This window comes from Massilia suwonensis (assembly GCF_042655665.1).
Taxonomy (GTDB): domain Bacteria; phylum Pseudomonadota; class Gammaproteobacteria; order Burkholderiales; family Burkholderiaceae_D; genus Telluria; species Telluria suwonensis.
The window spans coordinates 358,007-382,535 of sequence record NZ_JBHSMR010000001.1 but is presented as its reverse complement, the minus strand read 5'-3'; the positions used below and the strand labels follow the sequence as shown (position 1 = coordinate 382,535).

Sequence of the window (24,529 nt, the reverse complement as noted above, 5' to 3'; positions counted from 1 at the left end):
GCGCCGGACCGGAAACCCGGTGCGGCGCGCCTCTTGTGAAACTAAAAAAATTTAAACCGGGCAGCTGCCTGCGGCGCGGTAGTCGATGACCTTGATCTTGCCGTTGATGATGTCGGCCTTCACGCCATTGACGCGCTTTTCGATTTCCGGCGAGACGACCTTGCGGTTGTCCTTGTCCAGCACCCAGTCGACGCCGCCTTCCTTCAGACCTTTATAGGTCGTGCCGGCTTTCCAGGTGTTGTTCTTGACTTGCATGAACGAGTCGTAGATCGCGACGTCGACGCGCTTGACCATCGAGGTCAGCATCGAACCCGGATGCAGGTAGTTCTGGTTCGAATCGACGCCGATCGCCAGCTTGCCCTTTTCCTTGGCCATCTGCAGTGCGCCCATGCCCGAACCGCCGGCCACGGCGAAGACGACGTCGGCGCCGCGGTCGAATTGCTGGCGTGCCAGCTCGCCGCCCTTGGCCGGGTCGTTCCAGGCTGCGCTGGTGGTGCCGACCATGTTCGACATGATCTCGATCTTCGGCAATTGCGCCTTGGCGCCCTGGCTGTAGCCGCAGGCAAAGGCGCGGATCAGCGGAATGTCCATGCCGCCGACGAAGCCGATCTTCTTGGACTTGGAGGCCATCGCGGCGGCGACGCCGACCAGATACGAGCCTTCCTGTTCCTTGAACATGATCGAGTTCACGTTCGCGCCCGGCGCGATCGAGTCGATCAGGACGAATTTCACTTTCGGGAATTCCTTGGCGACCTTGGCCACGGCCTGGGTCTGGGAGAAGCCGATGGCGGCGATCATGTCGAGCTTCTTGCGCGCGAGGCCGCGCATCACCTGCTCGGCCTGGGTATCGCTGTTGGCCTGGACTTCGATGTAGGGGATGTTCGTTTCTTTCTTGAAGCGCTCGGCGCCTTCGAAAGCGGACTGGTTGAACGACTTGTCGAACTTGCCGCCGGCATCGTAGACGATGCCCAGCTTAGGTGCACCTGTCTGTGCGCCCGCCGGGGCAGCCGCCATGGCGCTGCCGGCGATGAACAATGCCGCAATCGTCGTGCTGAGTTGCTTGAATTTCATGAATGAGCTCCTGGAATGTCGATATTGTACCCGGCGCAACGGCTGCGTTGGGAGGGATGACCTAGAGGCAAGGCTCGGCGCGTGGCCGCATTTCCTGCGGGCGCGGCGGTGGAACCGTGCGGATTGTGTCAGCCCCGGACGTTTCATGGGGTTACGATTTGTATCGGAACCTTTCCTCAAGACAGCTGAAGGCGCGAATGTCGCGTCATCACAACAGCGTGTTTGTCCTGGGGGAGGGCCGGCCATGCGCCGCGTCATCCGATATCGGAATCCTGCAGCTCAACCTGTCAAATATGCATCAGTCCGCCGATGCAAGGCAAATACGATTTTACTTGGCAATTTATTCGATGGAAATATAAATGCCGACAACATTCGGCATTTTTTCCATCAAGCCACAGTTTGGATGAGCTCGGGCGTCTCGAGAGGCGCGCTGAAGCGCTGGGTCAGGAAACCGGCGATGCGGCTCTGCGTCGCTTCCAGGTAGGGGATATTCATGTGGTCGGAGCCGGGCACGATGTCGTCCAGGATCAGGTTGGCCAGCTTTTCGCACAGCTGGTCGGTATGCGAGTGCGGCACGATGTCGTCGCTCTCGGCGCGCAGGACGTAGGTCGGCACCTTCAGCGAAGGCGCGTGCTTGATCGACTCGAAGCGGTGGCGCAGCATGTACTCGATAGGCATCGCGCGGAATTTTTTCTTGGCGATCGCCAGGATCGAATCGTAGGGCGTGATCAGGACCACCGAGTGCGCGGCCCGTTCCTTCGCGACCTGCACGGCCACGCCGGAACCGAGGCTGCGCCCGACCACCGCGATGCGGCGCGCGTCGACCTGGCCGAGAGCGGCCAGCCAGTCGAACAGCGTGCAGCCGTCCTCGACCAGCAGGGTTTCGTCGGGAATGCCGTGGGAATTGCCGTAGCCGCGGTAGTTCAGGGCCAGCACCGTCATGTTCGGGAACAGGTTGCCGGCATCGCGCACGACCCAGGACACCTCTTCGGAGCGTCCGCCGAAGTAGAGCACGGCAGGGCGGGGACCCGGCGTGCGCGGCGTCATCAGCCAGCCGCACAGGCGGGTGCCGTCTTTCGCGCGCAGCACGATCGGCCGGGTACGGTGGCCGCTGCTGCGCGGGCTGTTGACTTCGGGGATGATGGTCGGATTGAACACCAGCCGGCGCTGGTTGGCTGCGACGGCGGCCGTCAGGCCCAGCCACAACACGCTGGCGAAGCCCGCCATCCCTGCCGCCACTTTTTTGCTCGATGTGTTCATGGAGACAGTCTACCTCGTCGGTAGAAAATGTTCTGTGCGCCAAGTCGCAATGCACCGCAGCATATTGAATGGCCGGCGGGAGAGTATGTTTTTCGCTACAGGAACATCTTTGCGCCCGTGAAGACGGCCGGCCGCAATACCGGCGGCATGCGTGGGCCGCCCCAGCTTCGGGTAACATGGTCGGAATCATTGTCCATTCAATAATGAAGGAACCGCCGTGCATTACTTGCTCACCTATGACCTTGCGCCCGACTACCTCGAGCGCCGCCCGGAATTTCGCGACGAGCACCTCAAACTGGCCTGGGAAGCGCAGGAACGCGGCGACATCGTGCTGGCCGGCGCACTCGGCGAACCGGCCGACCGCGCGCTGCTGGTCTTCGATTGCGACAGTCCGGAAGTCCCGCAGCTGTTCGCCGCGAAGGATCCGTACGTCACCCATGGCCTGGTGCGCGCCTTCCATGTGCGCCCATGGAACACGGTGGTGGGCGACTTGGCCACCACGCCGGTGCGGCCGGCTTAATTCCGCTGCGCGCCGCCCTCAGCGCGGCACCAGCTTCAGCACCAGGTTCTGCGTGGTCGCGGCCAGCGCGCCGGCCCCGAACGCCGCGATGCCGCGCGGGGCATTCAGGCCGCCGGGCAGGGGGCCGAGCACGTTGTTCTGGCTGCCGGGCACACCGATCACCGTGCTGACGGCGTTCGAGGTGCTGATGCGCCGGATGGTGCCGTTGCCTGTATCGGCCACGAACAGGCTGCCGTTGCCGTCGAGGGCCAGTCCGGCCGGACGGCACAGGCGCGCGTTGCCCTCGACGCCGTCGGCGCTGCCGCATTGTCCCGCCGCGCCGGCGATCGTGCGCACCTCTCCATTCGGTGCAATTTCGCGGATCGTCGAATTGCCGGTGTCGGCCACGTACACGTAGCCGGCATTGTCGACCTCGATGTCCTGCGGCTCGCAGAAGCGCGCCGCGCTGCCCCGTCCATCGCTGCCGCCGCAGGCGCCGGGCGTGCCTGCAATGGTCGTGACCACGTTGGCGCGGTCGATGCGCCGGATCGTGTGGTTCAGGGTATCGGCCACGTAGAGGTTGCCCTGGCGGTCGATGGCGATGCCCTGGGGCGAGCAGAAGCGGGCGTTGCGGGCGTCGCCATCCGCGCTGCCGCACTGGCCCGCCGCGCCGGCCAGCGTGGTGACGGCGCCGGCGGCGCTGATCCGGCGGATGAGGGAGTTGCCGGTATCGGTCACGTACAGATTGCTCTCGGCGTCGGCCTCGAGCCGGGTCGGCGTGTTGAAGCGCGCGGCGTTTCCGGCCCCGTCCTGGCTGCCGATGGCGCCCACGCTGCCGGCGAAGGTCGTCGCGACGCCCTGGGGCGAAACGCGGCGGATCGTCGCGCTGTTCTTTTCGGCGACGTACAGGTTGCCGTCCGGGGCGTTGACGATGCCTTCGGGCGCGTCGAAGCGCGCCTTTGATCCCGTGCCGTCGAGCGAGCCGCCGCAGGTCGGACACAGGTCGCCGGCGACCAGGAAGATGCCGGTTTCGAGGGTCGGACGATCGGGTTTGTCGTGGTGATCGTCGTCGAAGTCGTCGTCGTAGTAACCGAGACCAATTGCGACGCCGCCGCCGCAGGCGGCCAGCGTGGTGCACAGGAGGATCGGCCCCAGTTGTCTGGCGAAGCGGCGCAGGAGTGAAAAGAAGGCGGGCAGGCGCATGGTGTCTCCTTGTGGGTGGCAGCTTGGCTGCCGTTTATGTCCCGAGATTAGAGAACAGGGTCGCGCAAAGCATGAGCGCGATCAAGCGTGCGCGGGCTTCGGTTACACTTCCCGTTTAGCAACTGAGCAACTGAGCAACTGAGCAATCGAGCCGGAGAGGGCATGCACACCACCGTCAACCTGTGGCCGCTACTGGGCGTGGCCGTCATCGCCGCCGGCTTCCTGCTGCGCGCCAATCCCGTGCTGGTGGTGGTCGCCGCCTGCGGCGTGACCGGGGCCGCGGCCGCGATGCCGGTCATGCAGGTGCTCGAGTCGCTCGGCACCGCCTTCATCAAGACGCGCAACCTGCCGCTGGTATTGCTGCTGCCGCTGGCGGCGATCGGGCTGCTCGAGCGCTTCGGCCTGAAGGAGCATGCGATGGCCAGCATCGCGAAGATCCGCTCGGCCACGACCGGGCGCCTCCTGATCGTGTACCTGTTCCTGCGCGAAGTGTCGGCGGCGGCCGGTTTGACGAGCCTGGGCGGGCAGCCCTCGATGGTGCGCCCGCTGGTTGCGCCGCTGGCCGAAGGCGCGGCCGAGGCGCGCAACGGCAGCATCTCGGAGGCGCTGCGCCACCGCATCCGCGCGATGGCGGCAGCCACCGACAACGTCGGCCTGTTCTTCGGCGAGGATATTTTTGTCGCTTTCGGCGCCATCGTGCTGATGCAGACCATCCTGCGCGCCGAAGGCATCGAGGTCGATCCGCTGCGCATGGCCTTGTGGGGCATCCCGACGGCGGTGTGCGCCTTCGTGATCCACAGCTGGAATTTGCGCCGGTTAGATGCCGCCATCCGCCGCGAAGGGGCAAGCAAGTGATCTTTTCGCTCGGCTTCCTGTATGTGCTGGTCGGCCTGCTGCTGGGCTTTGTCGCGCTGCTCACGGCCCTGGACCGCGACCATCCGCGCCGCCTTACTTCCAGCCTGTTCTGGGGATTGTATGCGGCGGTCTACCTGGTGGGCGACTACATGGCGCCGGCGCTGGCCGGGGCGCTGATGATCGCGATGGCGCTGCTGGCCGGCTGCGGTCTCGTCAAGCCGGGCCGGCACGGCACGCTGCCCGACGGCGAACGCCGCGCCAGCGCCGCCCGTCTCGGCAACCGTCTGTTCCTGCCGGCGCTGGTGATTCCGCTCGTGACCGTGCTGGGCGCAACCTTGCTGAAGGACGTGCACATCGGCTCATTCGCCCTGTTCGACAAGGCGCACCTGACCCTCTCCTGCCTGGGCCTGGCGGCCCTGCTGGCGCTGGGGGCGGCCTGCTGGCTCACGCGCGCCAGCCCGGTACAGGGCCTGCGCGAGGCGCGCCGCCTGGTCGACGCGATGAGCTGGGCGGTGACCTTGCCGCACATGCTGGCCGTGCTCGGCCTGCTGTTCGCCGAGGCGGGCGTCGGCAAGGCGGTGGCGCAGGTGACGACGTCCTGGTTCGCGGTCGATTCGCGTTTGGCGGCCGTGGCCCTGTATTGCATCGGCATGGCGCTGTTCACCGTCATCATGGGCAATGGCTTTGCCGCCTTTCCGGTAATCGCCGGCGGCATCGGCGTACCCGTGCTGGTTGGACAATACGGGGCCGATCCTGCTGTCATGGCTGCCATCGGCATGTTCAGCGCGTATTGCGGCACATTAATGACGCCGATGGCGGCGAACTTTAATATCGTCCCCGCGGCGCTCCTGGAGTTGCCTGACAAAAACGCGGTGATCAAGGCGCAGATTCCGACCGCGCTGCCGCTGCTGGCGGCGAACATCGTCCTCCTCTACTTCCTGATGAATCGATAGCGATGAAAAAGACTGTCTTGCTGACTGGCTTCGAGCCCTTCAACGGCGCGACGATCAACCCGGCCTGGGAGGCGGTGCGCGCGCTCAAAGGCTGGGTGGACGGCGACTTCCTGGTCGAAGTGCTGCAGCTGCCCTGCGTCTTCGGCCAGGCCAACCGGGTGCTGTGCGGCGCCGTGGACGAGATCAAGCCCGACGTCGTGATCTGCGTCGGCCAGGCCGGCGGGCGTGCGGACCTGACGGTGGAGCGGGTCGCGATCAACGTCGACGATGCGCCGATCGTGGACAACGGCGGGCAGCAGCCGGTCGATGCGGCGATCGCATCAGACGGTCCCGCCGCCTATTTCGCGTCGCTGCCGGTGAAGGCGATCGTGGGTGCGATGCGCGAGCGCGGCTTAAAAGCGTCGGTGTCGCAGACGGCGGGGACCTTCGTGTGCAATCACGTGTTTTATGGGTTGATGCATCACGTGCAGGAGAGGGCGGTGATGGGCGGGTTCATTCATGTGCCGTACCTGCCGGAGCAGGCGCCAGACGGCGCACCGTCGATGGCGCTTTCCGAGATCGTCGAGGGATTGAAAGCGGCGGTCGAAGTGGCCGTACGGGGTAGCAGCGCGCAAGTTGAGGTGGAAGGCGCAACCCATTAATTGTAGGGTGGACTCCGTCTACGCGGTATCACCGCCTGATCTGTGGCGACGGCTGACGAAAACGTAATCGCATATCGACCGCCGAACCGCGTGGGCAGAGCCCACCCTACGAATCGCGGCACGCCAGCATCGCCATGAAAAGCATGCCGCCAACCCAAATCAACCCCCGTCCGGATTCAGGATCTTCAGGAACGCCCGCACAACGGGCGCATCGTCCTGGCTCGGATACGTGATATACAAATTCGCCGACGGCGTATTCTTCACGATCGGCACAAACACCACACCCGGCCAGCCGATCCGGCTGGTCGTCTCCGGCATCAGCGCCACGCCCAGTCCCGCGCCCACCATGGCCAGCAGCGTCTGCGGCTCGGCCGCTTCCTGGAAAATCTGCGGCTGGAAGCCCGCATTCACGCAGCACTGGATCAGATAGCGCGGCTCGGCCGACTGGCTCAGGTGCAGGGTCAGCATCGGTTCGTTGGCGATGTCGAGCAGGTCGATCGCTTCGCGCGCAGCCAGCGGGTGCTGCTTGTGCACGGCCACGCAGACGTTCTCGCGGAAGCACAGTTCCTGGTGCAGGTGCGCCGCCTTTAACGCTTCCTCGTCCAGGCGCGGCTCGCGCCAGAAGCCGACGTCGATCTGCTTCGAACGCAGCGCCTCGAACTGTTCGTCCGGGCCGAGTTCGTGGATGGTCCAGGTCACCTTCGGGAACTCGCTCTGGAAGCGTTCCAGCAAACTGGGGATCGGCCCCCACATCGCCGAACCGACGATGCCCACGCGCAGGCGCCCGACTTCGCCGCGGTCGATCTGGCGGATGGTGTCGATCGTCATGCGCATGCGGCCCAGCAGGTCCGAGGCTTCCGCCATCAGCGCCTTGCCGGCCACGGTCAGCTCGAAGCTGCGCGTGGTGCGCGCGAACAGGCGCACGCCGAGTTCCGCTTCCAGCTTCATGATTTGCTGGGACAGCGGCGGCTGCGAGATGTGCAGGCGCTCGGCGGCGCGGCTGAAGCTTTTTTCCTCGGCCACGGCGAGGAAGTATTTCAGCTGTTTCAGGTCGATCGACATAAGTGCTTTATGCAGGCTGTGCGTTCAGTGCGACGGCCAGGCGCGCGCCGACCAGGGCGTTGTGTTCGACCAGCGCGATGTTGGTGGCCAGGCTGCGGCCTTCGGTCAGTTCCTTGATGCGCGCCAGCAGGAATGGAGTCACTTTTTTGCCGCTGACGCCTTGCTGATCGGCTTCCTGCAAGGCCTGTTCGGTGATGCGGTCGATCTCTTCCTTCGGCATCGCCGACTCCGCCGGCACCGGATTGCTGACCACGACGCCGCCCTGCAGGCCGAGCTGCCACTTGGTGCGGATGAAGCCGGCCTGGTCTTCCGCGCTGTCGATCTGGAAGTCGGCATTGAAGCCCGATTCGCGCGTGAAGAAGGCGGGGAAGCCGGGCTGGCCGACGCTCAGCACCGGCACGCCGTGGGTTTCCAGGTATTCGAGCGTGAGGCCGATGTCGAGAATGGACTTCACGCCGGCGCAGACCACGGCGACGCTGGTCTGCGCCAATTCCTGCAAATCGGCCGAGATGTCGAAGCTCGTTTCGGCGCCGCGGTGCACGCCGCCGATGCCGCCGGTGACGAAGACTTCGATGCCGGCCAGCTGCGCGCAGATCATGGTCGCGGCCACGGTGGTCGCGCCCAGCAGGCGCTGCGACAGCACGTAGGCCAGGTCGCGCCGGCTCACTTTAATGGCGTTCGATGCGGTGCCGAGGGTTTCGAGCTGCTCGTCGGAGAGGCCGATGCAGATCTTGCCGTCCATGATGGCGATTGTCGCGGGAACGGCGCCGGCGTCGCGGATGATCTGTTCGACCTTGCGCGCGGTCTGCACGTTTTGCGGGTAGGGCATGCCGTGCGAGATGATGGTCGACTCGAGCGCGACGATGGGACGGCCGGCGTTGCGCGCGGCGGCCACTTCAGGAGAAAACAGCAGGAAGGAGTGCATGATGGTTCCAGTACTTAGATAAGGGCGCCGAAGGTCTCGGGCGTCAGTTGCGGACAGACCGTCTCGCGGCAGGCGATGGTCATCGAAGCCAGTTCCAGGCCGCGGCGGCAGGCCAGCGCCAGGTCGGCGTCGCCGCCTTGCAGCGACAGGCACACGGCGGCGGAAAAGGCGTCGCCGGCGCCGGTGACGTCGACGACCTGCGCCGGCGGCGCGTCCAGCCGCTCGACGCCGCTCGGCGTCGTGAACAGCACGCCACGGGGGCCCAGGGTAACGACGACGTCCCGTGCGCCTTGCGCCTGCAGGTCGCGGCAGGCGGCGGCCAGTTCGTCGTCGCTGTCCAGCGTGCGTCCCAGCCGCGCGGCCAGTTCGCCGCGGTTGAGGATCAGCAGGCGCACGCCCTGCAGCGATTCCGGCAGGCGCTTCATCTTCGGTTCCGAGACGGCGACGATGACGAGATCGACGCCATCGCGCGCGGCGTCAATCTGCAGCGTTTCGATGGCCTCGCGGTTCAGGTTCAGGTCGGCCACGATCAGCGAAGCGCCGGCGCGCTGCTGGCGGCGCAGCTCGAGCAAGCTCGGCGTGATGCGGTCATAGAGGGCCATGTCGGCCAGCGCGACGACCATCTGGCCGTCGCTGTCGAGCACCGCGGTGTAGGTGCCGCTGGCGGCATCGTCCAGTTTCAAGGCGCCGTGGGTGTCGATGCCGGCGCCGTCGGCATGGGCGAGCAGGGCGCTGCCGGAGGAGTCGCTGCCGACCGCCGTGATCAGGCCGACCTTCGCGCCCATCCGCGCCAGGTTCTCGGCAATGTTGCGCGCCACGCCGCCGAAGGATTCGACCGCGCTGGCGGGATTGGAGCTGCCCATCGCCAGCGGACCGGCGGCGCGCAGCTTGCGGTCCAGGTTGGCCGCGCCGATGCACAGGATCGGGCGCGCGCTTGGCAGCACGTAGGCACGCCCGAGCAGGCGCCGCTCGCGCACCAGAGTGGCGATGTAGTTGGCCACGGCCGAACGCGACAAATTCAGTTCGCTGGCAAGCTCGTTCTGCGCGATGAAGGGATTGGCGCGGATCAGCTCGTATAACTGTTCTTTTTTCGACAAGTCGGTCACGGCGGCTCAAGATTAAACAAATGTTTGTCCATGCTAGACAAATGTTTGGTTCGAGTCAACCGGTATTGACGCCAGGGCAGCTGTCGGAGGATGCCAACGACCATCTCAGCCATTTAGTCGCCAGCGATATAAATGAGCAAGAGAAATGGTATTTGCCATACATATCCGCGATAATGCATAGTTATAATAATTTTTGGCTTATCTGCGTCCGTTCTGCGACGCCGGGCCGCTCCAACAGTACAGCCCGCACCAAGCTCCCACTCCAGATTCATAGAAGGAAACCTCATGTCCAGCAATACCCCATTCGAAGCCGCCGAGATCATTCGCGCCCGTAAGCCAGGGTTCGAGCCGCGTGTGGCGATGATCCTCGGTTCCGGCCTCGGCGTGCTCGCCGAGCAGATGGAGGATGCCGTGTCGATCAGCTACAGCGAACTGCCGGGCTTCCCGATCAGCACTGTGCACGGTCACGCGGGCGAACTGGTGCTGGGTACGCTGGCCGGCGTGCCGGTCGTGTGCATGAAGGGCCGCGGCCACTTCTACGAAGGCTATGGCGCCAATGTCATGACCTCGGCCGTGCGCACCTTCAAACTGCTGGGCTGCGAGATGCTGCTGGTGACGAATGCCGCAGGTTCCTTGCGCACCGAAGTCGACGCCGGCAGCGTGGTGGTCCTGTCGGATCACATCAACCTGCTGCCGGGCAGCCCGATGGCCGGCCCGAACGACGACCGCTTCGGCCCGCGCTTCTTCAGCATGGCCAACGCCTACGACGCCGACCTGCGCGCGCTGGTCAAGGAAACCGCAGCAGCGAAGGGCATCACCATCGCCGAAGGCGTGTACCTGGCCGCGCCGGGCCCGAACTTCGAGACCGCCGCCGAAATCCGCGCATTCAAGACGATGGGCGCGGATGTCGTCGGCATGTCGGTGGTGCCGGAAGTGATTTCGGCACGCCACTGCGGCCTGAAAGTGGTCGGCATCTCGGCCATTACGAACCTGGCCGAAGGCCTGTCGCCGTTCCCGCTGTCGCACGAGCAGACCCTGAAGTACGCGGCGATCGCGGCGAAAGACCTGGTCACCCTGATCCATTCGTTCACCGAGCGCCTGGCGTCGATTCCACGCGCGGCTGCTCAATAACCGAGGACTTCCATGTCACGCGCATTCATCCTCCTGCTGGACTCCTTCGGCCTGGGCGCGCTGCCCGACGCCGACAAATACGGCGACACGGGCGCCAACACCTTTGGCCACATCGCCGAGTGGGCTGCGAAAGAGGGCAAGCCGATGTCGCTGCCGAATCTGGAGCGCCTGGGCCTCGCGGCGGCCGCGCACAAGGCCAGCGGCGAGTGGGCCGCCGGCTTCAATCAGCGCGAAGGTTTTACCGGCGCCTGGGGCGTCGCGCGCGAACAGTCGACCGGCAAGGACACGCAGAGCGGCCACTGGGAAATCGCCGGCGTGCCGGTGCTGTTCGACTGGGGCTACTTCCCGAAGACCGTGCCGTCCTTCCCGCAAGAGCTGACCGATAAACTGCAGGAACTGACCGGCGTGCCGGGCTGGCTGGGCAACTGCCACGCCTCGGGCACCACCATCATCGACGAGCTGGGCGACGAACACGTCGCCAGCGGCAAGCCGATCCTGTACACCTCGGCCGACTCGGTGCTGCAGATCGCCGCGCACGAAGAGAGCTTCGGCCTCGAGCGCCTGTACGAAGTCTGCGAAGCGGCCTATGAACTGGTCAAGCCCTACAACATCGGCCGCGTGATCGCGCGTCCTTTCCTCGGTGCGAACGGCAAGTACAAGCGCACTTCGAATCGTCACGATTATGCAGTCCCGCCAACCGCGCCGACGCTGCTCGACCACGTCAAGAACGACGGCGGCGAAGTCATCGCTCTCGGCAAGATCAGCGACATCTTCGCGGCCCAGGGCGTGACTCGCCTCGTAAAAGGCCCGGACAACATGGCGCTGTTCGACCGCCTGCTGGAAGTGGCCGACGAAGCCCCGTCGAAGTCGCTCTCCTTCGTGAACTTCGTCGACTTCGACATGCACTTCGGCCACCGCCGCGACGTTGCCGGTTACTCGAACGCGCTGCACGAGCTGGACGCGCGCCTGCCGGAGTTCATGGCGAAACTGAAGGACGGCGACCTGGTCGTGATCACCGCCGACCACGGCTGCGACCCGACCGCGCCAGGTTCGGACCACACCCGCGAACACATCCCGATGATCTTCTTCGGCCCGAACGTCAAGCCGCAGGAACTGCCGACCGCGACTACTTTCTCCGACATCGGCGCCACTTTGGCAAAGCACCTCGGCGTCAAACCTCTCTCCAACGGAACCGCACTGCTATGACCCAGAACCTGGACTTCAAACGTAACACCGCCGTCGGCCTCGACCTCGGCTGGGTGAACCACATCAAGGTCAACCGCAATGCGGCCGACCGCCGCGCCGCCAGCCTGGCCAATCGCCGCACGGTGAAAAAGGAATACCAGGCCGCCTGGCTGATCCGCGCCGTGCAGTGCATGGACCTGACCACCCTCGGTGGCGACGACACCCCGGGCCGCGTGGAGCGCCTGTGCATGAAGGCGATGCGCCCGCTGCGCGCCGACCTGATGCAGGCCCTCGGCCTGGAATCGCTGACCACCGGCGCCGTCTGCGTGTACCACGAGATGATTCAGCCTGCCGTGAAAATCCTGCAGGGCCGCCTGCCGATCGCCGCCGTGTCGACCGCCTTCCCGGCCGGCCTGTCGAGCCTGGAAACCAAGCTGCGCGAAATCGAACTGTCGGTTGCCGCCGGCGCCACCGAGATCGACATCGTCATCACGCGCCAGCACGTCCTGACCGGTAACTGGCAGGCGCTGTACGACGAGATGGTCGCCTACCGCGCCGCCTGCGGCGAGGCCCACGTGAAAGCGATTCTCGCCACCGGCGACCTGGTCACGCTGGACAACGTGGCCAAGGCCTCGTGGGTCTGCATGATGGCCGGCGCCGACTTCATCAAGACCTCGACCGGCAAGGAAGGCGTCAATGCCACCATCCCGGTCTCGCTGGTGATGACCCGCGCGATCCGCGAATACTACGAGCAGACCGGCTTCCAGGTCGGCTACAAGCCTGCAGGCGGCGTGTCGACTGCGAAGGCGGCCCTGCAGTATCTGACCGTCATGAAGGAAGAGCTGGGCAACGACTGGCTGCAGCCGCACCTGTTCCGCATCGGCGCATCGAGCCTGATGACCGACATCGAGCGCCAGCTCGAGCACTACGTGACCGGCGCCTACTCGGCCGCCCACCGCCACGCGCAACCTTAAATACCGAACGGATTCGTCATGCCAACAATTAAAGAGATTCTGCAAACTATGGATTACGGCCCCGCACCCGAGAGCACCAAAGAAGCGCAAGCGTGGCTGGACCAGCACGGACGCCGTTTTGGACTGTTCATCGACAACGCGTGGAGCGAAGGCGCCGAGACTTTCGCCAGCAATAACCCGGCCGACGGTTCGGAACTGGCGCAGGTGACGCAAGCTACCAGCGACGACGTCAACCGCGCCGTCGAAGCCGCGCGCCGCGCGCAGCCGGGCTGGGTCGCCATGGGCGGCCACGGCCGCGCGAAAGTCATGTATTCGATCGCGCGCCTGCTGCAAAAGCACTCGCGCCTGTTCGCCGTGCTCGAAACGCTCGACAACGGCAAGACCATCCGCGAAACCCGCGATGCCGACCTGCCGCTGGCCGCGCGCCACTTCTACCACCACGCCGGCTGGGCACAGCTGCAGTCGGAAGAATTCGCCGACTACCGCGCCGTCGGCGTCGTCGGCCAGATCGTGCCGTGGAACTTCCCGGTCCTGATGCTGGCGTGGAAAATCGCGCCTGCGCTGGCCGCCGGCAACACCATCGTGTTCAAGCCGGCCGAGTACACCTCGCTCACTGCCTTGCTGTTCGCCGAGATCTGCCAGCAGGCCGGCGTGCCTGCGGGCGTGGTCAACATCGTCACCGGCGACGGCCGCGTGGGCGAAGCCATCGTCAACCACCCTGGCATCGACAAGCTGGCCTTTACCGGTTCGACCGAAGTCGGCCGCATCATCCGTAAAGCCACCGCCGGCAGCGGCAAGAAGCTGTCGCTGGAACTGGGCGGCAAGTCGCCGTTCATCGTCTTCGACGACGCCGATCTCGACGCGGCCGTCGAAGGCCTGGTCGATTCGATCTGGTTCAACCAGGGCCAAGTCTGCTGCGCAGGCTCGCGCCTGCTGGTGCAGGAATCCGTATATGACCGCTTCATCGCCAAGGTCAAGGCGCGCATGCAGAACCTGCGCGTCGGCTCGCCCCTCGATAAGTCGAACGACATCGGCGCCCTGGTCGATCCGGTGCAGCAGCAGCGCATCCACGGCCTGGTCGAAGCGGCTCGCGCAGAGGGTTGCGAAATCTGGCAGCCAGCCTGCGAAGCACCCGTCGCCGGCTCGTGGTACTTGCCGACCCTGATCACCGGCGCCTCGACTTCGGCCGCCGTCGCCCAGACCGAAATCTTCGGACCGGTGCTGGTGGCGATGAGCTTCCGTACCCCAGGCGAAGCCGTCCAACTGGCGAACAACACCGTCTACGGCCTGGCGGCCTGCGTGTGGTCGGAATCGATCTCGCTGGCGCTGGACGTGGCGCCGCAAATCAAGGCCGGCGTCGTGTGGATCAACACCGCCAACCAGTTTGACGCAGCCTGCGGCTTCGGCGGCTACAAGGAATCGGGCTTCGGCCGCGAAGGCGGCAAGGAAGGCATGTACGAGTACCTGACGCCGCTGTCGGAAGATGCGCGTCCAGCGGCACCGATCGTGGCCGAAAAAGGCAAAGTAAAGGCCTCGGACGCCGGCAGCCCGTTCGCCGTGGACCGCACCGCCAAGCTGTACATCGGCGGCAAGCAGGCCCGCCCTGACGGCGCCTACAGCCGCGCGATCAACGGCGCCAACGGCGCCTTCCTGGCCGACGTCGGCGAGGGCAACCGCAAGGACATCCGCAACGCCGTCGAAGCCGCCCATAAAGCCGCCGGCTGGTCCAAGGCGACCGCGCACAACCGCGCGCAAGTCCTGTACTACATCGCCGAGAACCTGGCGATCCGCGCCGAGGAATTCGCCGCCCGCCTGGCCGCCATGACCGGCGTGCGCGATCCGCAGCGCGAAGTCGCCGCTTCGATCGAGCGCCTGTTCTACTGGGCAGCCTGGTGCGACAAGTACGACGGCCAGGCCCACCAGCCGCCGATGCACGGCATCACCGTTGCGCTGAACGAGCCGGTCGGCGTGATCGGCGTGATCTGCCCGAACGAGAACCCGCTGCTGGGCTTCATCTCGCTGGTCGCACCGGCGCTGGCGCTGGGGAACCGCGTGGTCGCCGTTCCGTCGGAAGCCTACCCGCTGTCGGCCACCGACCTGTACCAGGTGCTGGATACGTCCGATCTGCCGGGCGGCGCGCTGAACATCGTCACGGGTTCGGCCGACGAGCTGGCACGCACGCTGGCGACGCACGGCGACGTCGATGCCGTGTGGCGTCACGACGGCTCGGCGGAAGGCTGCGCGGAAGTCGAGCGCCTGTCGTCCGAGACCTTGAAGCGCACCTGGGTCGGCGGCGGCAAGGGCCGTGACTGGTTCGATGCGAAGCAGGCGTGCGGCCGCACCGTGCTGCAGCATGCGAGCCAGGTCAAGAACGTCTGGATTCCATACGGCGTTTGATTTTGATTTTGTAGGGTGGGCACTCCGTGCCCACGCGGTGATACGTAAGGGCTCCGTTGTCGTGTTCGACGATCTCGCCGCCGCGTATCACCGCGTGGGCACAGAGTGCCCACCCTACGTCGTTTGAATGTTTGAATTGTAGAGAGGCGAATACGCCATGTTCCTCCCCCAAGAAATCGTCCGCACAAAGCGCGACGGCGGCATCCTGAGCGCCGAAGAAATCCAGTTCTTCGTCCGCGGCATCCCTGACGGCAGCGTTACCGAAGGCCAGATCGCAGCCCTCGCTATGGCCGTCTACTTCAACGACATGAACATGGACGAACGCGTCGCCTTCACGCTGGCGATGCGCGATTCCGGCCAGGTCCTGGAATGGAAGTCGATGAACTTGCCCGGCCCGGTGGTCGACAAGCACTCGACCGGCGGCGTCGGCGACGTCGTCTCGCTGATGCTCGGACCGATGATCGCCGCCTGCGGCGGCTTCGTGCCGATGATCTCGGGCCGCGGCCTGGGCCACACCGGCGGCACGCTGGATAAATTCGATTCGATCCCGGGCTACAGCACCGTCCCGGATCCCGAGCTGTTCCGCAAGGTCGTCAAGGAAGTCGGCGTCGCCATCATCGGCCAGACCGCGCAACTGGCGCCGGCGGACAAGCGCTTCTACAGCATCCGCGACACCACGGCGACCGTCGAATCGGTGGCGATGATCACCGGCTCGATCCTGTCGAAGAAGCTGTCGGCAGGTCTCGACGCGCTGGTCATGGACGTCAAGGTCGGCAATGGCGCCTTCATGCCGACCTATGCGAAATCGGTCGAGCTGGCGGAGAGCATCGTCAGCGTCGGCAACGGCGCCGGCACGCGCACCTCGGCGATCCTCACCGGCATGGACGAGTCGCTCTGCCACGCCGCCGGCAACGCCGTCGAAGTGCGCGTCGCGATCGACTACCTGACCGGCAAGGCACGCCCGGCGCGCCTGCACGAAGTCACGATGGCCCTGTGCGCCGAGATGCTCGTCATCTCCGGCCTGGCTTCGAACGACGAGCAAGCCCGGGCCAAGCTGCAGGCGGCCCTCGACTCGGGCGAAGCGGCGGAACGCTTCGCACGCATGGTGACGGCACTGGGCGGCCCGGCCGACCTGATGGACAAGCCGGACGCCTACCTCGAAACCGCACCGGTCATTGTGCCGGTGCCGGCCCCGAGCGCCGGTTACGCCACTGCCGTCGACACCCGCGGCCTCGGCCTGGCTGTCGTCGCGCTGGGCGGCGGCCGCGTGCGTCCGCAGGATGCGATCGACTTCGCCGTCGGCCTGACGAACCTGGTCGAACTCGGCGAGCAGATCGCCGTCGGCCAGCCGCTGGCGATGGTCCACGCGCGTACCCAGGAAGCAGCCGAGCAGGCCGTACGCCAGGTGCAGGCAGCGTACCGGATCGGCGCCGAAAAGGCCGCTGCCGCGCCGATGATCCACCGTACCATTCGTCCGTGAGAGGGCAGGCATGAAATACGAAAAACTGATCGCCGAAGCGAAAGCCGCGCGCGAGCTGGCCTACACGCCGTACTCGAACTTCCAGGTCGGCGCCGCCCTCGAATGCAAGGATGGCCGCATCTTCCGCGGCTGTAATATCGAAAACGCCTCCTATGGCCTGTGCAACTGCGCCGAGCGCACCGCTTTCTTCAGTGCCATCGCCCACGGCTACAAGCCGGGCGACTTCACGGCCCTGGCCGTGATCGGTCAGACCGACGGTCCGATCGCTCCCTGTGGCGCCTGCCGCCAGGTCGTGCTGGAACTGGGCGGCAATGCCTTGCCGGTCGTGCTGACCAACCTGAAGGGCGACGTCTACGAGACGACCGCGGCGGAGCAACTGCCGAACGCGTTTGGTGGACGCGATTTGAACAAGTAAGCGCCTACTCTCGTTGGACCATACGAGCGCTGCACACGGAAACGTGGCAGCGCTTTTTTGTTGCATGCCACTTGGCAAGGCGGCTGATCTTCCTCAACAGCCGAGCCGTGATCTCGACGTGTAATCGCATGTTGTATGCGCTCATAACGCGATTCGCAACGATCGATCACAGGGGAAGACATGTCAGAGCAGGTGCCCGCACTCCTTGCAGCCTTCAATCGCTTTACCCAGGACACGCGGCTGCTCAGGCTGACGACCCCGCTGGGCGAAGACTTGCTGGCCGAATGCGTGCGTGGCGAGGAATCCATCAGCGCCGGGTTCACGTTCAGGGTCGAGGCCCTGTCGCTCGATGCGCACCTGTCCTTGCGGAGCCTGATCGGGCAGCCGGTCCTGCTGCAACTGCTGACGGCGACCAGCGGCGAGCTGCGCGCGTTTCACGGCCACGTCACCGCTGCCGACATCAGCGGCGCCAACGGCGGCTTCGCCCGCTACGTCCTCACGATCGAACCCTGGACCCGCTTCCTCGCCTTCGGCCGGGACAGCCGCATCTTCCAGGGCATGACGACGATCGAGATCCTCGACAGCGTCTTTAAAACCTGGGCCGCGCGCGGCCGGCTGGCGCCCGCCTGGCGCTTCGAACTGGCCAACAGCCGCGTCTACCCGAAGCGCAGCCTCGTCACGCAATACCAGGAGAGCGACCTGGCCTTCGCCGAGCGCCTGATGCACGAAGAGGGCCTGTTCTACTTTTTCGAGCACGAGGGCGCGCCAGGCAGCCCGTCGCTGGGCGCGCACACGTTGGTCGTCGCGGACCATAACGGCGCCTTCCGGCCGAACCCGCAAGCGGCGGTCGAGTTCACCCGTCCCGGCGCCGTCATGCGCGCCGACAGCATCGACCGCTGGCGCATCGAATCGCGCCTGCGCACGGATGCGATCGAGATGGGTAGCTGGGACTATCGCACCGTGCGCCAGCGCCGCGCCGATGCCGCGGGTTTGCAAGGCGAGACCGGGCTGACGAGCCGCGACGCGCCCGGCGTCTATGCCTGGCCCAAGCGCGAGCAGGGCCAGCGCATCGCGCTCAACCAGGTGCAGGCTCTCGAGGCCTCGCGCCAGGTGCACGTCGGGGCCGGCACCGTGCGCAGCTTCACGCCCGGCACCACCTTCACGCTGCACGGCCATGCGAGCGTCGACGCGGCCGATCACGACGACGACCGCCGCTTCCTCATCACGCGCACTGTGCACCTGATGCACAACAACCTGGGCGCGGACGTCCTGGGTTCGATCGGCAGGTTATTAGGGAAGGGGACGGTGGCGTCGAGCGCTGCCGACGAGTTCAGCCTCTCCGGCGACGCGCGGCCCCTGTACCGCAACCGGATCGACGCGATCCCCGCACGCGTTCCCTATCGCAGCCTCGGCACCGATGCGCACGGCCGCATCCTGCATCCGCGTCCGACGGTGCGCGGCCAGCAGACGGCGATCGTGGTCGGCCCGCCGGGTGCAATGATCCACACCGACCGCGATCACCGCATCAAGATCCAGTTCCACTGGCAGCGCGGCGACGCCAGCCACAGCCGCCTGGCCCATCCCTACCCGGAAGGCCACGCCGGCGCGTCCGGCACCTGGGTCCGCGTCGTAACCCCGCTCGCCGGCGCCAACTGGGGCAGCAACATGCTGCCGCGTGTGGGGCAGGAAGTGCTGGTCGACTTCATCGAGGGCGACATCGACCGCCCCGTCGTCATCGGCAGCCTGCACAACGGGCGCGGGCAGCAGGATGCGCAACATAATCAGATGGCGCACGGCGCGGCTGCGGCAACGGGCAATGCGCCGGCATGGTTCCCGGGCGAGGGCGGCGGCCATGCGCATCCGGCGGTGCTGTCGGGATTCAAGTCACAGGCGATGGCGGACAGTCAGGGCGGTGCCGGTGCGTACGGCCAGCTGGTGTTCGACGATACCTCCGGCCAGTCGCGGGTCGCATTGCAGCGGCATGCGAAGGCTCACGATGGCATGGCCGAACTGAATATGGGCCAGTTGCGGCATCAGAGCGACAACGAACGCCTGCAGCCCGCGGGTTTTGCCGCCGAACTCAAGACCGCGCACGGTGCGGCGCTGCGTGCCGGGCAAGGCTTGCTGTTGTCGTCCGACGCGCGCAATGGCGGCGCAGGCGCGCAACTCGATGCACGCGAGGCGGTGTCGCAAGTCGAGGAAAGCCACCAGCTGCAGGTCGCGCTGGCGACGCAGGCGCAGAAACACAATGCGAAGCTCAAGGACGAAGCGGAGCCCGAAAAACTGGCGGCGCTTGGACAGGTGCGTCATAGCGCCGATGTGATAGCGACCGCTGAGAACAATGCCATCGCCTATGGCGAGCCGCACATGCAACTGTCCAGCCCTGCGGGTATCGTCACCGCCACGCCGGCCGACGCGATCCTCGCGGCGGGAACGACCACCAGCCTGAGTGCGGGGCAGGACATCAACTTCGTTGCTCAGGGTTCCACGGCTACTGCGGTTGTGGGCGGCATCAGCCTGTTCACCTATGGCAAAGCTGGAAACAAGACAAAGCCGAACCAGGAGGTCGGTCTCAAGCTGCATGCGGCCAGCGGCAAGCTCAGTAGCCAGAGCCAGTCGGGTACGACTTCGCTTGTTGCGGACAAGACCGTGACGGTGGCGAGCGTTACGAAATCAGTGGCGATCTCGGCGCCGAAGAAGCATGTGCTGCTGACGGCGCAGGGGGCGTCCATCAAGCTTGAGGGCGGGAATATCGAGGTGCATGCGCCGGGGAAGGTTGAGTTCAAGGCGAGTGCGAAGGAGTTAGCGGGGCCGCAAAGTGCGAATGGCGAAAAAACGATGCCGAAACCTGGGGACCTCAAGCTGTGCGAATTCCGGGCAGCAGGTGCTGCAGCTGCGGGCGACAGTACGGTCCCTTTTTCCTGATCGGGAATTCGATGAACGAGCTTTTTAATCTTGAGGTGATGCGCCAACACGCATTTGCCGTGGCCGATGCAGCAATGGCAGAACCTCTCCCCAATGGACTGATCACTCAACGGTTGGTTCCGAATAACCTTGCGTCAAGCGCTCATTTAATGCCGACGTTGATCAATTTGAACCGAGCACGCGGTCAGCAGTTGAATGACTTATCTAAATTTATCCAAAATGCCTGTGCTAACGCACAAGCTCCACCTGTCGCACTGTTCATCAAAACAAATGCCAGCGAACGGGAGATGGTGCGTCATTGGAATTCGATGCAGGTCGCACAGCCACAGCCAGGACACAAGCTATGGCTCCGCCTGCATGACCCACGGGTAATGCACCAGCTATTGCGCATATTGAACCCGACGCAGCGCAGGAATCTGTTTGGACTGTCAGTGACGTTCACTTACTGGATAGGCGGGGAATGGATTAAGGCGGAGCGCGATTTTGATTTGCAGGACGCTAACAGTGCTCAAGCTCGTGCTGACGTCGAGCCGTTTGCAGGGCCGGCGCGCTGGGATTGGCCCCGAATTGAGCGTATCGGACTGATCAATCGTGCATTGCATGGCGCTGGAATCCAGCAGCCCATCATGCTGTCGAGTTCCGGAGCGCTGGCTGAACAATTGATCGAACGCGCAGCTCAGCATCATGGCTTTGTCGAGCAAGTCGATCTAGTGGAGTTCGCCATACGTGGCCTCACCACCCATCCGGCGTTCGACCAACATCCGGTAGTAATACAGGCAATCAAGCCGGACGCAGCCCTTGGCGAAGACTCGACCCTCCCCGATCGACTCGCTTTGCTCGAGGAGCAGGTGTGGAATGAGTTGCGACAGTCCCGAAAAATGCTGCAGGAAAGCCTACTATGATTTGTACAAAGAAATGCGAATTTTGTGACAAGCGGGGTTTGCCCTTGTTATTGGTGCGCGATGCAGTGGCACCGGCTGGAGCTGATGCGCCGCGTGTGCCAGCTTTGCCTATCGAGCTCAGTAGCAGGGCGGCGCATTACACGAAGCGGCTCCTGCGCAGTGGTTATGTGAATGTATTCGACGAAGCACGTCGACGGTGGGACACCTACTTTGTCACGCCGGACGGCTATCTCTTCAAATTGATGCAACAGTCTGGAGCCATGCCGATAACGCCAAAGAAGCCGTTTGATTGTCCGGATGAGGGCCATCGTGCTGTAGCAAGTTGTATTACCGTGTCCGACCCTGTGAACGCGACTAAGATATGGGTTGGTTTTAGCGATGTGTTATGGACAGATGCTGTTCGGACGACGAATGAAGACGCTGCTTATCGCAAACGTCATATGACCGAAATCGATATTAAGGCTGCGCTAAGTGGTCGCCAAACTCCTCACCAGTCAATTAAGCAGGTCGATGCTCAAATAGCAGAATATGCGATGGCTCCCAGTCAGGCGAAAGCCAATTTCGAGTGGAGTCCGTTCGAGTTTACTCCCCGCCAAGGTCAGGCTGAACGGTTAAAGCGTGAGTGTGACGTTCTACGTGCAGACAGGGGATTGATTGTCACCCTAACTGACCCCGTAGGTATAGCACAGGAATTGGCCTTCTTAATGAAGCGAAATGCACTCTTATTTTCTGAGAAGAACGTTGAAAATAAGCGGTACTTGGCCGCAAGTAATGCAATTGATCGGATTGAGGAGGTGGTGCGTAAGCAGGTGGAGGATGCTGAGATGGCTACCGCAGAGCAGATCGCTGATCAGCAAATCCAAGAAAACCCTCTCGGCCATTTGTTTTCCGCTTCAACTCGTGCTCAATCGGAGAGAATTCGTGATGTTACGCCAACGGAGCTAAAGCATGCTTCAGATAATGGTTGGAATAAGTATGCCCAGAAATTTGATAATGCTGCGCGGCGTCGTTGGGAGGAGTCCTTTAGCAGAAGACTTCAAGCATTCGATGCAGAGTTCATCGCCCCGTTGGCTCTAAGTCACGTCGCTTGGATGAAAAGTATATTCCTCATCAATCATCTTGACTGTAATTATGATCCTCATAACGCAGAATCGGGAGTTGTGTTCACAAAGACGGTTACACAGTGCATAGTTGCTACACAAGACAAGAAAGCATGTACGGATTTGTACGAGGACTGGCTTCAAGGCGATATCGCGGATTCAAAAAATATTTTGTTACGTGCGATGATCCTTAATCAAAATATTACTAAAGATGCAATTAAAAGCGCAACTACGGTCGGTTTCGATTTGCGTCAGTTGCCCTGGGATACTGTTTTTACTGCTTCCACTCTCGCTATCGGTACTATCAGCTCCCAGGCACAGGACGTGACAGCCCATCTTATTACACAGATAGGCAGTTCGATAGCAAAAATATTTCATAAGGTAATAGACGGAAATTCAGGCTTCAGAGCCGCAGTAATGGCGACAGGATTGATATCTGGGCATCCGATCGTTGTTTGCGATCTCGTCGGCACAAAAAAACAATTCGTAACGCTTCTGACCAAACAGCTCATTCAATTAAGCGGCCAGCCTGCCAACGAGGAACAGCTGAGACGAGCCGTTGCAATTGAGTTAAAACGTCAAAAGGTTCATGGCAAGCAGATGAGTGGTACTACAAAAAGAAGCTGGCTGATGATTGCTGACAAGGAATTTGTCAGCCAGCTGCCCGATGGATTAACTCCGCAACAGCGTCACGATTATTTAGCTAAGAGTATCAAAACTACAGAAGCAGTCGAAGCACTCAACTTGGGTCGATGGCGGAAGGTTATTAGCACAGACGTTCGTGCAGGTGTCGTCACAGGAATCTTGCAGGCAGTATGTTTAACAAAATTGATATCGGACGAGGCGAAAAGTCTAAAAGACGAAAAGTTCGATGCGAGTGCCCGATTATATAGCGGCATGGTGGCGGTTGCAGCAACTACTTCCGAGGTAGTAGGCCATGCCTTGGCTGGGCGGGTAAATCTAGGTATGCGCTTTGGGCACGGATTTTCGTCTAAGCTTGCAGATTTCCTAAAACATGGGGGGAAGGGTGTCGGATTATGTGCTGGATTGGTTGTGGCCGGGTTAGATGTCTACAAAGCTTACAAAGAATATCAAGAGGGATCGAGCGGATTGATTGTTGTTAGCTATATCGGATCAGCAATTGTCGGGGTGGCCCTCAGCGCAGCAATTCTTCTTTCGGTTTCAATCCCGATAATTGGTTTGTTAGTTTTGCTCGCAATCGGTATCGGAATCCTTATCGAAAATATTAAAGATAATCCAGTGCAGGATTGGTTGGAACGTTGCCCTTGGGGGAAGCTAGCAAATCAACGCTACCTCGATTTCGATACCGAACAAGCACAGCTTAAACTTGCTTTATCCTGAAAGGTAAGTATGGAATTCTCTGGGCTAATTCGAGACTACAAAGTGAACCGACTGCTTAATGATGAGGAGAAACTCCATCATCTGAAGCAGGGCCAACGTCTTGCACTCGAGCCGCAATATCAATTAAGCGTTATTAAACTAAACTCGAGTTATTTGGAATCGGTTGACAAATGGTTTGGTTGGAAGGGAATATTGACGGCCTTTGCCATCATAGTTATTACAATTTTTGCTTGCGGATTCTTAGGAATAGTGTACGTGACGCTGACGAGTCCATCTGATCTTCGTCCTGCAAACGACGGCTGGTGGATCTGTACAGTTATCGCGATTATGATCTTTCCAGTAATAGCTGCAGCCATTTGGTTGCTGAAAAAAGAAGCATTTGCATATACGCATTATCCAATACGTTTCGATCGGAAGAATCAGATGGTGTACGTATTCAGAAAAAATGGAACGGTAGCGTCCGTTCGCTGGGATGCTGTATTTTTTACTTTGGGACATATGCCTCAGTGGAATGAATGGGAAGTTCGTGGGCATATCCTGGAGTCTGATAAGGTAACGGTCCGCGAGACTTTTGCTCTTAGTTATGTTGGTTCGATCGATGCAGAAAATGCCGGTCTGGGCGGCGCAAACGACTCTTCCAAGGATTTGGTACGCGCGCATTGGGAATTCATTCGACGTTATATGGAGGATGGCCCACAAGATGTGATAAAACAAATACAATTTTGTATGCCTGTCGACAAACGGAAGGAAGCATTCCGCGTAGGTGCGGAGCGAGTATTCGCTAATTTTGCGGGAGCCCCTTTTCTAGTTTACTGGATCATGTTTCCATTATGCTTGGGCGTAAGCGTGTTTAGATGGATTGCTATGCGGACGAGCAAAGTCCCACAATGGCCAAGCGAAGTCGAGGCTAGCTGTATGGTTGAGCCTAATGACCCATATGCGATCAAAGGTACTCCAACCGGTGAGCGAACAGCTGTATTTCCAAAAGCAGCATTGGACGCGAACGTTTATTTCTGCATACCTTCGCGCAGTTGAGTGGGAAGATTCCTTGTCGTCACAGCAATCGTGGAAATTCATCCGTCT

Annotated in this window: 20 protein-coding genes; 14 read left to right on the top strand and 6 right to left on the bottom strand. The window is 62.5% G+C overall.

Annotated elements, in window-relative coordinates; genetic code table 11:
• Nucleotides 1-51: 51 nt before the first annotated feature.
• Both ACFPQ5_RS01655 and ACFPQ5_RS01650 read right to left on the bottom strand, forming a co-directional pair.
• Nucleotides 52-1,071, bottom strand: coding sequence for a BMP family lipoprotein (locus ACFPQ5_RS01655; protein WP_379751266.1), 1,020 nt, complete (start codon nucleotides 1,069-1,071; stop codon nucleotides 52-54).
• A gap of 387 nt (nucleotides 1,072-1,458) precedes the next feature.
• Nucleotides 1,459-2,331, bottom strand: coding sequence for an alpha/beta hydrolase (locus tag ACFPQ5_RS01650; protein ID WP_379751264.1), 873 nt, complete (start codon nucleotides 2,329-2,331; stop codon nucleotides 1,459-1,461).
• Between the two features lie 217 nt (nucleotides 2,332-2,548).
• Here ACFPQ5_RS01650 and ACFPQ5_RS01645 point away from each other — a divergent pair, with 217 nt between their 5' ends.
• Nucleotides 2,549-2,851, top strand: a complete 303-nt coding sequence (locus ACFPQ5_RS01645) for a YciI-like protein (RefSeq protein WP_379751262.1) — start codon at nucleotides 2,549-2,551, stop codon at nucleotides 2,849-2,851.
• A gap of 18 nt (nucleotides 2,852-2,869) precedes the next feature.
• On the opposite strand, the gene ACFPQ5_RS01640 is transcribed toward ACFPQ5_RS01645, so the two are convergent.
• Nucleotides 2,870-4,033: an NHL domain-containing protein gene (locus tag ACFPQ5_RS01640; RefSeq protein WP_379751260.1), complete on the bottom strand. Its 1,164-nt coding sequence runs from the start codon at nucleotides 4,031-4,033 to the stop codon at nucleotides 2,870-2,872.
• Nucleotides 4,034-4,195: 162 nt separating this feature from the next.
• Here ACFPQ5_RS01640 and ACFPQ5_RS01635 point away from each other — a divergent pair, with 162 nt between their 5' ends.
• Genes ACFPQ5_RS01635 through pcp form a run of 3 tightly spaced genes read left to right on the top strand, consistent with a single transcriptional unit; the run spans nucleotide 4,196 to nucleotide 6,482 of the window.
• On the top strand, nucleotides 4,196-4,888 hold the full coding sequence (locus ACFPQ5_RS01635) for a DUF969 domain-containing protein (RefSeq protein ID WP_379751258.1): 693 nt from the start codon (nucleotides 4,196-4,198) through the stop codon (nucleotides 4,886-4,888).
• Complete coding sequence (locus tag ACFPQ5_RS01630; RefSeq protein ID WP_379751256.1) at nucleotides 4,885-5,841, top strand: DUF979 domain-containing protein; 957 nt, start codon at nucleotides 4,885-4,887, stop codon at nucleotides 5,839-5,841. The genes ACFPQ5_RS01635 and ACFPQ5_RS01630 overlap by 4 nt, the downstream gene beginning before the upstream one ends.
• 2 nt (nucleotides 5,842-5,843) lie before the next feature.
• Nucleotides 5,844-6,482 carry a pyroglutamyl-peptidase I gene (gene pcp / locus ACFPQ5_RS01625; RefSeq protein WP_379751254.1) on the top strand — a complete coding sequence of 213 codons (639 nt, stop codon included), beginning with the start codon at nucleotides 5,844-5,846 and terminating at the stop codon, nucleotides 6,480-6,482.
• A gap of 159 nt (nucleotides 6,483-6,641) precedes the next feature.
• On the opposite strand, the gene ACFPQ5_RS01620 is transcribed toward pcp, so the two are convergent.
• The 3 genes from ACFPQ5_RS01620 to ACFPQ5_RS01610 are packed head-to-tail and all read right to left on the bottom strand — an operon-like array spanning nucleotide 6,642 to nucleotide 9,575.
• Nucleotides 6,642-7,544, bottom strand: a complete 903-nt coding sequence (locus tag ACFPQ5_RS01620; RefSeq protein ID WP_379751252.1) for a LysR family transcriptional regulator — start codon at nucleotides 7,542-7,544, stop codon at nucleotides 6,642-6,644.
• Between the two features lie 7 nt (nucleotides 7,545-7,551).
• Nucleotides 7,552-8,469, bottom strand: a complete 918-nt coding sequence (locus tag ACFPQ5_RS01615; protein WP_379751250.1) for a pseudouridine-5'-phosphate glycosidase — start codon at nucleotides 8,467-8,469, stop codon at nucleotides 7,552-7,554.
• 14 nt (nucleotides 8,470-8,483) lie between these two features.
• On the bottom strand, nucleotides 8,484-9,575 hold the full coding sequence (locus ACFPQ5_RS01610) for a carbohydrate kinase (RefSeq protein WP_379751248.1): 1,092 nt from the start codon (nucleotides 9,573-9,575) through the stop codon (nucleotides 8,484-8,486).
• Nucleotides 9,576-9,860: 285 nt separating this feature from the next.
• On the opposite strand from ACFPQ5_RS01610, the gene xapA reads away from it, so the two are divergent.
• The 10 genes from xapA (at nucleotide 9,861) to ACFPQ5_RS01560 (ending at nucleotide 24,481) form a co-directional block, all read left to right on the top strand.
• A complete protein-coding gene (xapA, locus tag ACFPQ5_RS01605; RefSeq protein WP_379751246.1) occupies nucleotides 9,861-10,706 on the top strand; it encodes a xanthosine phosphorylase in 846 nt (281 codons plus the stop codon).
• 12 nt (nucleotides 10,707-10,718) lie between these two features.
• Nucleotides 10,719-11,912, top strand: a complete 1,194-nt coding sequence (locus ACFPQ5_RS01600; RefSeq protein WP_379751244.1) for a phosphopentomutase — start codon at nucleotides 10,719-10,721, stop codon at nucleotides 11,910-11,912.
• Complete coding sequence (gene deoC, locus ACFPQ5_RS01595; protein ID WP_379751242.1) at nucleotides 11,909-12,865, top strand: deoxyribose-phosphate aldolase; 957 nt, start codon at nucleotides 11,909-11,911, stop codon at nucleotides 12,863-12,865. Before ACFPQ5_RS01600 ends, deoC begins: the two co-directional genes overlap by 4 nt.
• Before the next feature lie 18 nt (nucleotides 12,866-12,883).
• A complete protein-coding gene (locus ACFPQ5_RS01590) occupies nucleotides 12,884-15,262 on the top strand; it encodes an aldehyde dehydrogenase family protein (protein WP_379751240.1) in 2,379 nt (792 codons plus the stop codon).
• A 157-nt stretch (nucleotides 15,263-15,419) separates the two neighbouring features.
• Entirely contained in the window at nucleotides 15,420-16,742 is a 1,323-nt protein-coding gene (deoA, locus tag ACFPQ5_RS01585; RefSeq protein ID WP_379751238.1) for a thymidine phosphorylase, read from the top strand.
• A 10-nt stretch (nucleotides 16,743-16,752) separates the two neighbouring features.
• The gene (locus ACFPQ5_RS01580; RefSeq protein ID WP_379751236.1) at nucleotides 16,753-17,157 is read left to right on the top strand and encodes a cytidine deaminase; all 405 of its coding nucleotides are present in this window, start codon (nucleotides 16,753-16,755) and stop codon (nucleotides 17,155-17,157) included.
• A gap of 180 nt (nucleotides 17,158-17,337) precedes the next feature.
• Nucleotides 17,338-20,082, top strand: coding sequence for a type VI secretion system Vgr family protein (locus ACFPQ5_RS01575; protein WP_379751234.1), 2,745 nt, complete (start codon nucleotides 17,338-17,340; stop codon nucleotides 20,080-20,082).
• Between the two features lie 11 nt (nucleotides 20,083-20,093).
• The gene (locus ACFPQ5_RS01570) at nucleotides 20,094-20,984 is read left to right on the top strand and encodes a DUF4123 domain-containing protein (protein ID WP_379751232.1); all 891 of its coding nucleotides are present in this window, start codon (nucleotides 20,094-20,096) and stop codon (nucleotides 20,982-20,984) included.
• Nucleotides 20,981-23,446 (top strand): T6SS effector BTH_I2691 family protein, encoded by a 2,466-nt coding sequence (locus ACFPQ5_RS01565; RefSeq protein ID WP_379751230.1) that lies wholly within the window; start codon nucleotides 20,981-20,983, stop codon nucleotides 23,444-23,446. Before ACFPQ5_RS01570 ends, ACFPQ5_RS01565 begins: the two co-directional genes overlap by 4 nt.
• 42 nt (nucleotides 23,447-23,488) lie before the next feature.
• Entirely contained in the window at nucleotides 23,489-24,481 is a 993-nt protein-coding gene (locus tag ACFPQ5_RS01560; protein WP_379751228.1) for a DUF6708 domain-containing protein, read from the top strand.
• Nucleotides 24,482-24,529 lie beyond the last annotated feature (48 nt).

What these genes read in the sequence shown, in the direction of transcription:
- ACFPQ5_RS01655 (WP_379751266.1), bottom strand. Translation starts at nt 1,071, where the DNA reads ATGAAATTCAAGCAACTCAGCACGACGATTGCGGCATTGTTCATCGCC.
- ACFPQ5_RS01650 (WP_379751264.1), bottom strand. Translation starts at nt 2,331, where the DNA reads ATGAACACATCGAGCAAAAAAGTGGCGGCAGGGATGGCGGGCTTCGCC.
- ACFPQ5_RS01640 (WP_379751260.1), bottom strand. Translation starts at nt 4,033, where the DNA reads ATGCGCCTGCCCGCCTTCTTTTCACTCCTGCGCCGCTTCGCCAGACAA.
- ACFPQ5_RS01635 (WP_379751258.1), top strand. Translation starts at nt 4,196, where the DNA reads ATGCACACCACCGTCAACCTGTGGCCGCTACTGGGCGTGGCCGTCATC.
- pcp (WP_379751254.1), top strand. Translation starts at nt 5,844, where the DNA reads ATGAAAAAGACTGTCTTGCTGACTGGCTTCGAGCCCTTCAACGGCGCG.
- ACFPQ5_RS01620 (WP_379751252.1), bottom strand. Translation starts at nt 7,544, where the DNA reads ATGTCGATCGACCTGAAACAGCTGAAATACTTCCTCGCCGTGGCCGAG.
- ACFPQ5_RS01615 (WP_379751250.1), bottom strand. Translation starts at nt 8,469, where the DNA reads ATGCACTCCTTCCTGCTGTTTTCTCCTGAAGTGGCCGCCGCGCGCAAC.
- xapA (WP_379751246.1), top strand. Translation starts at nt 9,861, where the DNA reads ATGTCCAGCAATACCCCATTCGAAGCCGCCGAGATCATTCGCGCCCGT.
- ACFPQ5_RS01600 (WP_379751244.1), top strand. Translation starts at nt 10,719, where the DNA reads ATGTCACGCGCATTCATCCTCCTGCTGGACTCCTTCGGCCTGGGCGCG.
- deoC (WP_379751242.1), top strand. Translation starts at nt 11,909, where the DNA reads ATGACCCAGAACCTGGACTTCAAACGTAACACCGCCGTCGGCCTCGAC.
- ACFPQ5_RS01590 (WP_379751240.1), top strand. Translation starts at nt 12,884, where the DNA reads ATGCCAACAATTAAAGAGATTCTGCAAACTATGGATTACGGCCCCGCA.
- deoA (WP_379751238.1), top strand. Translation starts at nt 15,420, where the DNA reads ATGTTCCTCCCCCAAGAAATCGTCCGCACAAAGCGCGACGGCGGCATC.
- ACFPQ5_RS01580 (WP_379751236.1), top strand. Translation starts at nt 16,753, where the DNA reads ATGAAATACGAAAAACTGATCGCCGAAGCGAAAGCCGCGCGCGAGCTG.
- ACFPQ5_RS01575 (WP_379751234.1), top strand. Translation starts at nt 17,338, where the DNA reads ATGTCAGAGCAGGTGCCCGCACTCCTTGCAGCCTTCAATCGCTTTACC.
- ACFPQ5_RS01570 (WP_379751232.1), top strand. Translation starts at nt 20,094, where the DNA reads ATGAACGAGCTTTTTAATCTTGAGGTGATGCGCCAACACGCATTTGCC.
- ACFPQ5_RS01565 (WP_379751230.1), top strand. Translation starts at nt 20,981, where the DNA reads ATGATTTGTACAAAGAAATGCGAATTTTGTGACAAGCGGGGTTTGCCC.